The organism is Pseudomonas sp. Sample_22 (assembly GCF_004307635.1).
GTDB lineage: Bacteria > Pseudomonadota > Gammaproteobacteria > Pseudomonadales > Pseudomonadaceae > Aquipseudomonas.
Genome location: NZ_RCNY01000081.1, coordinates 148,246 through 162,127 on the forward strand (window position 1 = coordinate 148,246; position 13,882 = coordinate 162,127).

Annotated in this window: 9 protein-coding genes; 7 read left to right on the forward strand and 2 right to left on the reverse strand. The window is 57.6% G+C overall.

What is annotated here, in order from left to right; all coding sequences use genetic code 11:
• The first annotated feature begins 125 nt into the window (after nt 1-125).
• Together D8U73_RS20620 and D8U73_RS20625 are read left to right on the forward strand one after the other, a co-directional pair.
• On the forward strand, nt 126-4,940 hold the full coding sequence (locus D8U73_RS20620) for a DUF6543 domain-containing protein (protein WP_130905624.1): 4,815 nt from the start codon (nt 126-128) through the stop codon (nt 4,938-4,940).
• A gap of 192 nt (nt 4,941-5,132) precedes the next feature.
• Nucleotides 5,133-6,140: a FecR family protein gene (locus D8U73_RS20625; protein WP_130905625.1), complete on the forward strand. Its 1,008-nt coding sequence runs from the start codon at nt 5,133-5,135 to the stop codon at nt 6,138-6,140.
• A 53-nt stretch (nt 6,141-6,193) separates the two neighbouring features.
• On the opposite strand, the gene D8U73_RS20630 is transcribed toward D8U73_RS20625, so the two are convergent.
• Nucleotides 6,194-8,539: an acylase gene (locus D8U73_RS20630; RefSeq protein WP_130905626.1), complete on the reverse strand. Its 2,346-nt coding sequence runs from the start codon at nt 8,537-8,539 to the stop codon at nt 6,194-6,196.
• A gap of 248 nt (nt 8,540-8,787) precedes the next feature.
• Between D8U73_RS20630 and D8U73_RS20635 the strand changes: the two genes are divergently transcribed.
• Entirely contained in the window at nt 8,788-9,159 is a 372-nt protein-coding gene (locus tag D8U73_RS20635) for a hypothetical protein (RefSeq protein WP_056855475.1), read from the forward strand.
• 24 nt (nt 9,160-9,183) lie between these two features.
• Here the strand turns inward: D8U73_RS20635 and D8U73_RS20640 are convergent, their stop codons facing one another.
• A complete protein-coding gene (locus D8U73_RS20640; protein ID WP_028620074.1) occupies nt 9,184-9,372 on the reverse strand; it encodes a hypothetical protein in 189 nt (62 codons plus the stop codon).
• Nucleotides 9,373-9,659: 287 nt separating this feature from the next.
• Here D8U73_RS20640 and D8U73_RS20645 point away from each other — a divergent pair, with 287 nt between their 5' ends.
• The 4 genes from D8U73_RS20645 to glgA all read left to right on the forward strand — a co-directional run bounded on the left by D8U73_RS20645 (nt 9,660) and on the right by glgA (nt 13,872).
• Nucleotides 9,660-10,106, forward strand: a complete 447-nt coding sequence (locus D8U73_RS20645; protein ID WP_130905627.1) for a DUF411 domain-containing protein — start codon at nt 9,660-9,662, stop codon at nt 10,104-10,106.
• A complete protein-coding gene (locus D8U73_RS20650) occupies nt 10,106-10,540 on the forward strand; it encodes a YqaA family protein (RefSeq protein ID WP_056855598.1) in 435 nt (144 codons plus the stop codon). The genes D8U73_RS20645 and D8U73_RS20650 overlap by 1 nt, the downstream gene beginning before the upstream one ends.
• 83 nt (nt 10,541-10,623) lie before the next feature.
• Entirely contained in the window at nt 10,624-11,646 is a 1,023-nt protein-coding gene (locus D8U73_RS20655) for an alpha/beta hydrolase (protein WP_056855477.1), read from the forward strand.
• A 639-nt stretch (nt 11,647-12,285) separates the two neighbouring features.
• On the forward strand, nt 12,286-13,872 hold the full coding sequence (gene glgA, locus D8U73_RS20660) for a glycogen synthase GlgA (RefSeq protein WP_130905628.1): 1,587 nt from the start codon (nt 12,286-12,288) through the stop codon (nt 13,870-13,872).
• Nucleotides 13,873-13,882 lie beyond the last annotated feature (10 nt).

Genomic DNA, 13,882 nt, shown 5'->3' on the forward strand with positions numbered 1-13,882 from the left:
GCCTGTTTGCATGAACATGGACCTGTCGTGCGTTAACTATCTACCACCCGTACCGCAGCCGCGGCTTTTAGTCTCGACGCTCCATCCATTGGCGCTCTGCGCAGTGCCTTGTTCGAGATTCGATAATGCCTGTACCTCCAGATCCACTGTTTTTCCCCGAAGCCCTGCAGTCCCCCGGCCGTTGGACTGAACTGGGCAATATCCACGGCCTGGCGCGCAAAGATTTCGAATGGTTCAAGCACATTGAACTCACCAGCCAGACCCTGCGCAGTCGTCAGTCACCACCGATGCTCGTCGAAAGAATACTGATAGGCACCTCCGACCAGGTACCGGTGCCTCTTGCCGGCTGTTTCGTGTTGAGCCCTTCTCCGGATACCAACGGGGCGATCGTTTATACACCCTACGCCGGCATTCAGAAGTTCTACAGCCGAGCAGCCTTGACCGAACACCTGGTACAAAAACTTGGCGACGCTGACGAGGACGATAACCTGCTGGCCTTCATGTCCCTTGCCCAGCGCAAGACGCTGGCGGAGGCTACCAGCGTCCAGGTGACTTATCAGACGATCGATGGCGATGTATTCGAAGACCAGGGTGCTGCCATTCGCCAAAACCTGGCTGTGAATGATCAGGCACTCATCGACGAACTGGTTGCCCTGCCGTCCCTCGATTCATTGCTCGACACGATAATTGCCGACTTGCTGGCAAACACGCAGCCCGGGCTCGATCAGCGTCAGACCCGGGCAGATTTTTATCTCGACGCCACTGTCGGCCAGACGCAGAACACCTTTGAACGCTTGAGCAACTCCTTGTCACTGAAGGCTGCGGTGCTGTCCCATTACCGCAATCAACAGTGGCCAGCGGGTCAACATGTCGAGTTTTCTCACCCGCAGAAAAACGCCAGCAGTTCCGACCAGCAACATTGGCAAGCTGCGGTACTTAGCGCCTCCAGCAAACTGCTGCCCCTGCTTTTCCAGCGCTTGGAAGCCTACTGGGAAGCACCCGCGGCCGGTGACGGTGCAACGCGCCGGTCACTCTTCAGCAGGGCCCTGTGTCAGCAGGCACGAGCAGATATTTTGCTCAAGCGTGAGGCGAAGATCATCAGCCCCGACCAAAGCCGTGCCCTGCACACTTTGTTTCAACCAACCGCCACCACGCACACCGTTACCCTGGAGACGGTGCGCCTGTGGGAGCAGCAAGCCAACTTCGTGGAATTGGCGGGCTCGCTGATGATCAGCCACTCGACTGCCTACCTTTACACCCCGACCCAGGGATTACAGGTACTGAAAGACTATCAAGACTTGAAAGCGACGTTGATGAGCAAGTTCAGCGCCAGTGGTCACGAGGATGAACTCTATGGCCTGCTGAGTCTGGGCGAACGAAACAGCTTCATCGGATTCGATCAGCCGCAAGTCTCCGGAGAGGTCGTTTACGGCCCGATATTCACGGTACTGTTCGAGGCAATCATCACCAAACAACGGCAAAACATCGAATACGCCTTGCAGGTTTTCCGTCACAGCGACGGCACGGTGAACCTCCATGCCCTGTTCGACAAAGCGCTGGATATACGTTCGATGATCAGCGAACGCTTGCTCGCGCTCGGCACCGATGGTCGCTGGAGTACACAGCCAATGCTGGTGGGCAAGCAAAAACCCTCGGCGGTGCGCGGCGACACCGCGGCGGCCTACGTGAAAACTTTCACGGCTGTCGAAACACCGATCAGCACAGACTTCGCCGCCCAACCGATCACCTCACTGGCGTTGCAACGGCTCTATCTGGAGAAAATCAAACCGAAAATAGCCCATGCCCTGTCCGTCGGAGTTGGCGGGGAAGCCAAACTGCGGGTGCTTGATAAAACCTTGCGGACGGCAGAACAGTCCATCGTCGATACGGTGTTCAACCCCGATCAACCGGATCGCAAAAGTCGCCGCGCACTCAATGGATTCCGGCCTGACGCCTACACGCTGATGCTTGAATGCAGCGGACAGAAAGAGCTGCTGCCCTTGGCCAATTGCGTGCTGCTGACCGAGCGTGGCGGACTTGATAACCAACATTCGGGACGCGTCATTTTAAGGTCCCCGGCAGCAGGACTCGAGGTCTTTGATTCGCTCAACCGCGCGAAACAGGTACTGAACCGACGCCTGCTCGACCCTCGCATCCGTCTGGAGCTGCTGGAGAACCTGTCCCCCGCCCTGCGTCAATTTCATCAACGCTACTCAATCCACGCGTTGCGGCTGATCGAAGGCAACGTGATGGAGCACCTCACGCAATCATCCATCGAACACTTTCTGGCCACTTGTGAGCAGGTACGCTCGCGCAAGCTTGCGCAGGCCAAAGAGCGCAAGGCACTTGGCGAACTGACGAAAAACATCATCGACACCAACTTGCCCAGGGCCGCCAGTATCGCCAAAGCCATTTCACAACAGCAGTCCTTACCCGCCTGGCTGGGCATGGCGCCCGTCGAAGAGCAACAGTTGCACATCGAACTGCTGGAGCAGTACCGCAACAGCGTTACCGATGACAAAGACTATCTGCATGGAATACAGACGCTATCTGACTACACGCGCGAGCGGTTGAAGTCATTGCTTGCCAGCCGGTTTCCCGGGACGTCGCTCAGCCCTGACGACATCACAATCACCCCCAACCTGGCGTTGGCCGGCCCGCCTCTGGCCCTGACCGATTTCGCCCTCAATCACGTCAAGATTGCTCAAGGCACGGGCTTCAAGATCACATCAACCACGACCACCTCGCTGCCCGAGGGACTGAACCAGAGCGTTGTTCAACAGTTTTTGCAGTCCCTGAATATCGAGAGTGACTTTGCAAAACGGGTGGCGGATACATTGACCGGCGCTGACACTGAAGTGTGTAAACGTCGTTTTGCCCAACAGCTTCCTTGGCAGCTCTTGCAGCATGCTCACGCATTGAAGTTGCAACAGCGTCTTTCCGGCGAGGCATTCGATCTGGTCAGCCAAGTGCTCGATATGCCGGACGCCACCGCTCGAGCCTCGGTGGAAGGCGCACACGCTATCGTCCGACCGCTCGAACTGATCAAGACAGCGGGGGCCGCTGCCATCAAAACCCTGGGACTGTATTTGATCAGCCCTGGTGCCGATCATCACGGGCCGCATGTCCTGTATGCGCCATACTTTGCAGGCTCGGCTTTCAGCGAGTTTGAAAGCGAGGCCAAAGTCATTGCAGCGGTCAATACCCCCGGTTCATTCCAGGACCTGGTGATTCGACGATTACCTGAAAACCAACAATCGATCTTCAGCAACCTGCTCAAGTCCACGATCGGCGAGGAAAGCGAAATCACCCTCGCCTCGTCTGCCATTGACGGCAATCTGTTGGATAGCTTGTTCAGCGACAATGCCAGCCTGTTGCAGCGAATGCTCGGCAGCCGATCGCTTGCCAACGGCCAGTCGGATTGGGAGGCCGTCAAACATCTGTTCAGCTCCGGTCTCAAATTGGCGTCCGGTCTGTTGCCGGGCAAACTCGCCTATGTGCAGTTCTTATGGCAAAGCTTCAAGGATTTCAAAGCCTCCGCCCAAGCGTTGCAGGACCACCATTGGACGCGGGCCTTGCAGGCGTTTATTGCCGGTACGGTACAAATGGTCTCCTTGGGGCGTTTGTCGCTCGAGAATGAACAGCTGACATTGCAGGAATCCAGCGAAACAACACCGGTCATCACCGCCGTGACTAAACCGAAATGGTCTGAGATCAAACTGACGTCTGCCTCACGCACTCAATTGCAAACCTTCGAGGCGTCGACCGTGTCCCTGAAAGATCTGAGCAAAAATGCCGTCGATGGCACCTACCTCAATTCAGTCGACAAACACCGTTACGCGCCCATCGCCGGCAAGGTCTATCGCGTCGATAAACCCGCTGCGGTCTGGCAAATCCTCAATGCCAGCCACGACGGGCCCTATCTGGCGAGCACATCGACCCGGCAATTGGTGCTCGACCCCGACGTGCACACCGTGCATTACGGAAAAGCCCTGTCAAAAATGCGTAACGACTATGTGGCCAGCCTCGAAGCCAGGCTGGTACTGAACATCGAAGCGCGGGGCATGGCAGCCATCCGCGCCAATCATCCGGAAAAGGCCCGCATGATTGTGCAGGCCATCGACCTGGCGCGCTATTACGCCTTCAACAGCCTGCACAATCTGGCGCAACAAAGGCAACTCACCAGTGGCACGCGCCTCGACACCTTTCTCAAGCGATTTTTTGATGTCAGCACCGTCGACACGTCCCTGCTCGATAAAATCAAACAGGCGATACTGCCGGTGTGTACGGCACTGGTGGATCCGGACGAAGACTTGATGAACACCGAGCGCTTTGTCGTCGGTTCGAACAAATACCAGCAAGCCAATCTGATCGCGTTCGTGGTCAATGATGACGCAAGCAACCATGTGCATTTCACTGAAAGGTTCTTCGATCAACAACTGGACTGGTACAAGTCCTGTCTGACTGAACCCTTTGATGTCGATGGTCACAGCCAGGCAGCCACGCTGATTCACGAATTTTCCCATCAGTTTTCAAAAACCCTGGATATCGCGACCCTGGAAGCCCGGCGGCCATTTCTCGATCTTGTCGCACCGATCACCGGTTACGGTCGGGCAATGAAGCAAAGTCAGACGAAGTTTCAGCGGGAGGCGTTGTCCCTGAGCACCCCAAAGGAGGAACTCTTCGCACGCTGGAACAGTCGCTTGCAGTCATGGATAAGCCTGGATTCGATCCCGGGTTCGACTCACATTGGCAAGGAAATCCTCACTATTGCGGGCACCCGTACCATGGCAGCAGCCCGCGATGCGTTCCTGGATCCGAGTAACGCAGAGAAACGGATCGACATCATTTTGCGCAATGCCGATTCGATTGCCTTTCTGATTTGTGAAATGGGGCGGCAGCTCGACCCGCTTCCATCCACTTCCAACACGTCAGCCTGATCTATTAAACATGCGCAGTTCCGCCGGGTCTGCCCGTGAATGTTTTTTCACACTGACAACGAATAAAACCTGGCGTCCCCGTGTTTACGGGCATCCCGGTAAAAATAAACACTCTTTGATGGTTAATTGCCATGACCGATGTTTCTCGCCGGCCGCCCTCAAGGTTAGAATGGCGCAAATCAGGATGAGTCAATGACCGACCACTCTCTCTCCCAAGACGAATACGACGCCATCACCGATGCCGCAGCGCATTGGTGCATGCGCTTGCACGCCGAAGACTGCACCGCGCAGGAGCGTCTGGCGTTCGAGCAGTGGCGCAGTGCACACCCGCTTCATGCCTTCGAGTACGAAGCCATGCTGGAAATCTGGGATGTCGCGGGGGATTTGCCTCGTCCAGAGCCTGCTGTCGTCGTGCCGATGGTGCCCGTCAAGTCACAGTCTCCATGGCGCACCGTTGGCATGGCCGCCGCCGTCTGTGTACTGGCACTGCCGCTGGCGGCCTACAGCGGCTGGAATCTGGGCTGGCTGCCCAATTCATACCAGCACTTTGAAGCGACCAACAACATACGCCAGGTCACTTTGAATGACGGCAGCAAAGTCGAACTGAACCTGGGCAGCGAGCTGACCTACAGCAATTACAAGGATCGTCGTCAGGTCACTCTGAAAAAGGGCGAAGCGTTTTTCAGCGTCAGCCATGACACTGGCCATCCTTTCGTGGTCAAGGCGGCTGAAGGCAAGATCCGCGTCACCGGTACCAGGTTCAATGTCTGGATGTATGAAGACCAGGTCAAAGTGAATCTGATCGAAGGATCGGTGCTGGTCAGCAGCAATGATGACCTGCCGGGAGATGGTTTGAGGCTTGGCCCGTCGATGCAGGCCAGTTACCGCCAGGGCGATTACATTCCGCGGATCAGCCAGACCTACGACAACGACAACGCGCTGGCCTGGCTCAACGGCAAATTGGTACTCGATGACCTGGCGCTCAACGATGCGTTGCCATTGATCAACCGCTACCTGGAAAACCCGTTGATGGTTGCCGACCACAATACCGGCGCGATCCGGATTGGGGGTATCTACAACATCAAGGAACTCAATAGCCTGGTGGCAACCCTGCCCAAAGTGCTGCCGGTCTACCTGACCCGCAACAAAGAGGGCAACCCGGTCCTCAACTCCATCCCGCAACAACCGCCGAAAAGCTGAAAGGCCGCATCCTTTGCCGAGTGCGGCCTTTCATTCAACGGCTGCAGCAGTGTTTACTGTGCCGCCACCTTCCCGGTTCTTTCATCCTGCTCGCGCAGGGTCATGGCCTGATAGTGCGGATCGGCCTGGATCTGTTGCTCGGTGAACGGCAGCACACTCAACTGTTTTTTCGAAAATGCCTCAGTCTGATCCCGCGCGTACTTCGAAGACGGGTCACTGGAGAGCGAGAACGCCAACACACCTTTGGCCTGCGGACCGTTCTCATCGAACGTCACCACCTGCAAGTAGCTGGTGCCGCTGACAACTTCGCGTTTGCCGTCGCTGCGGGGCACACTCTGGATGGCGTTGTAGACGCCCAATGTTCCCGGCCCACCGTGAATCGGCGTTTGCTGGCCACCGCTGCTGACGACTTGAACATCACCCCAGCGCGTGGCCTGCTTCAGCCCAGAGGCGTTGACCTGCTCCACCGAGGCCAACATCGCCTGGCGCAACGCTTTCACCACGTGCGGACGATCAAGCGCCAACCCCCGTGGCGTGTGTTGCGGGTCTTTGGGATCGAACGCTACACGCCAGACATCCGGCATTTGCTGCAAAGCTTCCATGACATTCTGGAAGTGTACGAAGCCCAGGCCACTGTCCAGATTTGCCTTGCGGTCCCAGGCCTTGAAACTGGCGCACAGCGGGGCCAGCGTTTTCGCATCGGTGCCAAGACCATCGGCGCAGAACTGCAGCAGGTCCGACATCACTTGTGCGGCCTGATAGACCTGATCATCCATCACCATGTGTTGCAGATCCTGCGCGCTGAGCGTTCCCGCCTGGGTCAGTCTGCCCAACCGTTGCAGGGCGAATCGCGCACGCAAACCCAATGGCTGATTGTCCTGGCTGATCAGCGGCGAGTAACCGGTCAACGGTTGCGCCGGGTTGGCCATCCAAGCCGAATCATTGGAATGCTGCACAAAGTCCTTGCGCAACAGTTGCGGCAGCTTGTCTGCTGCATAAATGCCTTTCTGCGCGGCCCGCGGGTCAATGTCCCACGCGCACGCACTGTTCGAACCGTCGAGAATGATCATTTCCAGACCGATACGCGGATCGCTGCACTGCGCCAGTTTCTCGGCACCGACGTTGGGCACCACCGACAGATTCATGTACAGGGTTTGCCCCTTGTCATCCGCCGCCAGCGTATTGACCCAAGGGATGCCCTGGATCTTGTTGACACTGGCCTGAAACGCTTCAAGGCTATCAGCGCGATTCATCGCGTACCACTGGGCCAACACCCGATCGTTTTCCAGGTTGGCATCACGCAGGCTGTAGGCAAACTGGTTATCCCAATCCAGTTTGCCGGGCCATTGCACGATCGGGCCGAACTGCGAGCTGTACACCACGTGGGAAATGGCTTTGACCGTTCCATCGGCTTGCTTCACATCCACGGTCAGTGCTTGCCTGTGCATCGGCAGTGACTGGCCGTCGAGCAGATAGCGGGTCGGATCCTTTGGATCGAGTTGCAAGCGGTACAGGGTGAAATGCTTGGACGTGTCCACGGTGTGGGTCCAGGCCAAATGCCGGTTGAAACCGATATTGATCAACGGCAGGCCCGGCAATGCAGCCCCCATCACATCCAGTTTGCCCGCAATGGTCAGGTGCATCTGATAGAAACGCATGCCGCCGACCCACGGAAAATGAGGGTTTGCCAACAACATGCCACGGCCGTTGAAGGAGCGCTCGCTGCCCACCGCCACCGCATTGCTGCCGCGGTCGAGGGCAAAACGCTGCAGGCGCGAAGCAGCCAGCTGAAATGACGCGCGCTCACCGGCATGGGTGGCGACGGCAGTCGGGGGTGTCGCCCCCGCCACCGCCTCGGCAAATTGCCCGATCCCCCCTTCGACCAACAGCCGTCGAGTCAACTTGACCAGGTCCGTGGTGGTGATTTCCCGCACCCAGTCGCCCTGACATTGCGCCGGTAGCCCCTGCCCTCGGCTTTGCGACAGGAATCGGTTGTAGCCGGCCACATAACCTTCCATCAGTTCGCGCACTTCAGGGGTTTGTGCCCGCCAGAACCCGCTGACCGCCTGCTCTGTGTTCAAGCCATTGAAAAACAAGTCGCTGGCCAGGTTTGCTCGCTCTTCCAACGTGAATTGATCAGGGCCGAAATAACGCGAGCGTTGACCGTTCACCGTGACGATCTCATTCGCCAGCAAACACAGGTTATCCTGAGCGTAGGCATAGCCGATGCCATAACCGAGCCCTCGCTCGTTTTCGGCACGAATGTGCGGAACACCGAACGTGGTCCGGCGGATATCGGCACTCGCCTGCTCAGGCTGGCTGCGTGCATTCGCCGCGAGACTGAGCCCCAAGAACAAACCTGCCAGGCTCAACCTGGTTAACTGGCTGGAAATAATCACACTCGCTCCTGATCGAAAAACAATGGTCACAGTTCTGCGTACTGACACGCACTGCGCATCCTTTCAGGGACGAAGCAAACGACAAAAATTTAGGAGAATGAACTGCCATCCAGAGGCGCCCGACAGAGCGGTGACGTAATGACGACGAAATTTCTACATTCAAGTCTTCATTATTTGGGTCGCTCATACGTCTTGTTATGCAAGAGCGCCCCATTTTTCCTGATCAGGCTCTGAAAAGGAGTTTTGCAATGTACAACTCGCATCTGCCAACGGACGGTAGCAACGCGCCAAAGAGCACCTCCATTGGGGTCGGCGTTTTCGACCAGCGTACCGAGCGCAATGGCAACGAGAGGATTCGCTTCCTGCTCAAAAGCTTTGGCTTGCGAACGAGTCTGATTCGCCTGAAAGTCATCGACGCTTTGCTGACAGCCGCCGAAAGCGACCGCAGCCTGGGCGTGCGCGGTGTACACAGTCATTTGCTGGAACTGGATATTCCCCTGTCCTTTCTGAGTGTGCGCGAGGTGTTGAAACGTCTGTGCAGCGAGGGCGTGATCGTCCTCAACCCGGACAAAAGCTACAGCCTCGACCCACGGGCCGCCGCGGTGCTGCACAACGATTGATCAAGTGGCCTTGAGCCTCACGGCTCAGGGCTTCACCTTGCGACGCATCACGCCATTGATCACGACCACGATCACCGCCACGCCAATGGCGATGTACTGGAACAGTTTTTCACTGATGACACCGGTGTTCTGCAAATACGAAAGGCCAAACATGATCCCCAGGACCACCAGGGAGATCAGAATCGAATATTTCAAACGTTGCGACTGGGTCATTGCAGTTCCTGAATCTGAATAAGTGTATGCGCTGTGTACCCGATTGCTGCCAGATCCCTACCGTTCAGTGGAGATGGGCGTTGCAACCGGGGCCACATGTTACATCAACTGCCTGAGCGTCGCCCCGGCTGACAAATTTGTCATGCCGCCCTCATCTGCCTGACAGCCTTGATCTACGATAATAGGGCTGCACTGCGCCGTAGTACTTTGAAACAAACCATGAATGCCTGCCCGGAAAAACCGGTCAGAATGCGTTTTTTCGCCCGCAATCCGAGACTTGACCCGTCATGCGAAACTCTCTGCGTCTGGCTGCCTTGAGCGCCCTCTTCATTTCTTCCCTGGCCCAGGCCGCTGACCTGATCCCGATCGAAGTCCACCGCGACGCCAATTGCGGCTGCTGCAAAAAATGGATCACTCACCTGGAAGCCAACGGCTTCAAGGTCGAGGACCACGTCGAAGCCAACATGAGTGAGTTCAAGCAACAGCATGGCGTACCGCCGCGTCTGGCGTCTTGCCACACCGGGCTGGTCAACGGCAAATTCGTTGAAGGCCATGTCCCGGCCGATCAGGTGCTGGCCCTGAGCAAACGCAACGACCTGCTGGGCGTGGCCGCGCCCGGCATGCCCATGGGCTCGCCCGGCATGGAGATGGACGGCATGAGCGATGCCTATCAGGTGATCGGCCTGAAAAAGGACGGCACGGATGTGGTCGTGGCCGACTACCCGGCCCATTGATTTTCGGCGCCTATATCGGTTTGTTCCTGGCGGCATTTGGTGCCGCGACCTTGTTGCCGTTGCAGTCCGAAGCCCTGCTGGTGGGCTTGCTGCTCAGCGACAAATACTGGCTATGGGCATTGTTGGCAGTGGCGACACTGGGCAATGTCCTCGGCTCGCTGGTGAACTGGTGGTTGGGCCGCGCCGTTGAACGCTACCGTGACCGGCGCTGGTTCCCGGTCAGCCCTGCTCACCTGGAAAAAGCCCGTATCCACTATCAGCGCTACGGACATTGGTCACTGCTGCTCAGTTGGCTGCCGATCATCGGCGACCCGCTGACGCTGGTGGCCGGTGTGTTGCGTGAGCCGCTGGGGCGATTCCTGCTGATCGTGACCCTGGCCAAGGGCGCCCGCTATGGCGTACTGGCATTGGCCACTTTGGGCTGGATGGGTTGAACCAACCGTGGTGGCGATTGCCTGTTTAATGTCGCCCTAATCATGCCGATCCAGGATCGGCGGATTTCCAATGGAGTTCACCTATGCCCTTGACCCGCTCACACTGGTTTGCCGGCCTGCTGCTCACCGCCGCACTGCCGGCCCTTGCCGCTGAAGGCCCGGCGTACGGTCCTGAATTACAAGGTTTTGCATACCCTTACACCGTCAAACACTTTGCCTTCCAATCCCAGGGCAAATCCCTGCAAATGGGTTACATGGACGTCGCCGCCCATGGCAAGGCCAACGGGCGCAGCGTGGTGCTGATGCACGGCAAGAATTTCTGCGGGGCCACCTGGGAAACCTCGATCAAGGCACTGAGTGACGCCGGTTACCGGGTCATCGCCCCGGACCAGATCGGTTTCTGCACATCCAGCAAGCCTGACCACTATCAGTACACGTTCCAGCAATTGGCGAGCAACACCCAGCAATTGCTCAAAGCCCTCGGCATCCAGAAAGCCACCCTGCTCGGCCACTCTACCGGTGGCATGCTCGCCACCCGCTATGCGCTGCAGTATCCCGATCAGGTTGAACAACTGGCGATGGTCAATCCCATCGGCCTGGAAGACTGGAAGGCCCTCGGCGTCCCGTACCGCACCGTCGATCAGTGGTACGAACGTGAGCTGAAGGTCAACGCGCAGGGCATTCATGATTATCAGCGCAGCACCTATTACGACGGGCGCTGGAAACCGGAGTTTGATCGTTGGGTAGACATGTACGCCGGTCTGGCCAAAGGCCCGGGCAAGGCTCAGGTCGCATGGAACTCGGCACTGATCTACGACATGATCTTCACCCAGCCGGTGTATTACGAGTTCAAGGACTTGAAGATGCCGACCCTGTTGTTGATCGGCACGGCCGACAGCACCGCCATCAACAAGGACCTCGCTTCACCCGAGGTCAAGGCGAAGATCGGCCGTTACGACGTACTCGGCAAGCAGGTGGCAAAACTGATTCCCCAATCGACACTGGTCGAATTCCCCGGCATGGGCCACGCCCCGCAAATGGAAGAACCGGCGCAATTCCACAAGGCCCTGCTCGACTGGCTGAACAAAACCAACCCTGTGCGTTAATTGAGGCAAGGCTGAAGGCGGTGCCAATGACGCTGATTGGCGATTCGTGGGGTCAGCCCGTTCGTGTACTCAACGGATACCGCGTTATCGTTCATCGCGAGCAAGCTTTGCTCCTACTGAAGCGACCTGTAGGAGCAAAGCTTGCTCGCGATGAGACCCGTACTCATGGCGACCACCCAAGAGCCTGCACTGCAATGGTGCATTGCCGCTGTTCACAGACGCACACCGATGTGACAGTACTGCTTCATTTCCTGACAAAACTGCAAAAAAACCTGCCCTTCGTCGGTGCGTAAGCCCCCAAATCCGGCACGCTCGTACCTCGTCAACCGATTGTCGAACAATTTTGCCATCTGCACTTTACCGCTCTAACTTCTGGCCTAGACTCATTTTCGGGGGGTAAAACCAGTCGGTCACAAAGTGGGAAAAAAGTCGAAACTTTTGCCACGCGTGGTCGGTCGACTAAAAGGAAGCTGCGATGCGACTGGTGCAATCCTTGCAATGGCTACTCCACCCATCTTGCTACAGCGCATTGGGCAGCGCTTGCTCACTGATGCGCAGCGCTTCAGCGCCCGGCCACAGGATTTGGCCACGAAACACCGTCTGCCAGGCCTAAGAAGATCAACAACGCGGGAGATTCATATGATTAGTGCGGCTTTAGATGTTCAGGGAGAACGTGCTCATCAGCATGTCGGCGAATCAAGCACTGTGAGTGCACCGGCTTCCCAATCGATCAGCGTTCCCGGCACCAAGACACTGGCTCCCGTGGCCAGCCGAAATCCGAACAAGAAAAAAGTCTTGTTCGTGACCTCGGAAATCGCCGACCTGGTGAAAACCGGAGGTTTGGGCGACGTTTCCGCTGCACTGCCCCGCGCCATGGCGCACTTGCACGATGTACGGGTTTTGATTCCGGGTTACCCGCAAGTGCTGCACAGCGAAAATCCGATTCACATCATTGGCGAGCTTGGCGGTCATGCCGCATTGCCGCCGTGCAAGATCGGGCGCATGGACATGCCCGATGGCTTGGTCATTTACGTGTTGATCTGCCCTGAACTCTACGAGCGCGAAGGTTCGCCTTATGGCGCCAACAATGGCCGCGACTGGCCGGACAATCACATTCGTTTCGCCCGCCTCGGTCTGGCCGCTGCCGATATCGCCGCCAACCTCGCCCAAATCCACTGGTGCCCGGACCTGGTGCACGCCCACGATTGGCCGGCCGGCCTGGCGCCTGCCTATATGCACTGGCGCGGGCAGCGTACCCCGACGCTGTTCACCATCCATAACCTCGCCTATCAAGGCGTGACCAGTCTGGGTTCCTGCCCGGAACTGGGTATTCCCCATCACGCACTGCAACAGGAAGGCATGGAGTTCTACGGCAAGATGTCGTTCCTCAAGGCCGGCATGGCCTACTCGAGCCACATCACCACCGTCAGCGCGACCTACGCCCAGGAAATCACTACACCGGATTTCGGCTGCGGTCTCGACGGCTTTCTCGCCGCCAAGACCCAGCAAGGTTTGCTCAGCGGCATTCCCAACGGTATCGATGAAAGCTGGGACGCCGCCACTGACGCGCACTTGCTCTGCCCGTTCAGCATCGGTGACTGGGACGGCAAGGCCGCCAACGCCGCCCATGTACGCGAGTTGTTTGGCCTCGACGACTCCGAAGGTCCGCTGTTTGCCGTGGTTTCACGTCTGGTTTACCAGAAAGGCCTGGACCTTACCGAAGCGGTTTCCGAATACATCGTCAAATCCGGTGGCCAAATCGCGATCATCGGTCGTGGCGAGCCGGAAGAAGAACAAGCGATGCGCGAGCTGGCCTTGCGGTTCCCCGGGCAGGTCGGCGTGCGCATCGGCTTTAACGAAACCGATGCCCGGCGCATGTTCGCCGGCAGCGATTTCCTGTTGATGCCTTCACGCTATGAACCTTGCGGCCTGAGCCAGATGTACGCCCAGCGCTTCGGCTCCCTGCCGGTGGCGCGCAATACCGGGGGCCTGGCCGACACCATTGAAAACGGCGTGACCGGTTTCCTGTTCGATGAATCCACGGTCGAGAGTTATCAGGAGGCCCTGAGCCGCGCGTTCAAGGTCTTCGCATTTCCGGACTTGTTGCACGCCATGCGTTGCCGAGCCATGGCAGCACCGTTCAACTGGTGCAAAGCCGTCGAACCCTATGCCGAACTCTATGAACAACTGGTGGCCAAGGCCTTGGGGAAATCGCACAAACAATAAGAGGTTTTGC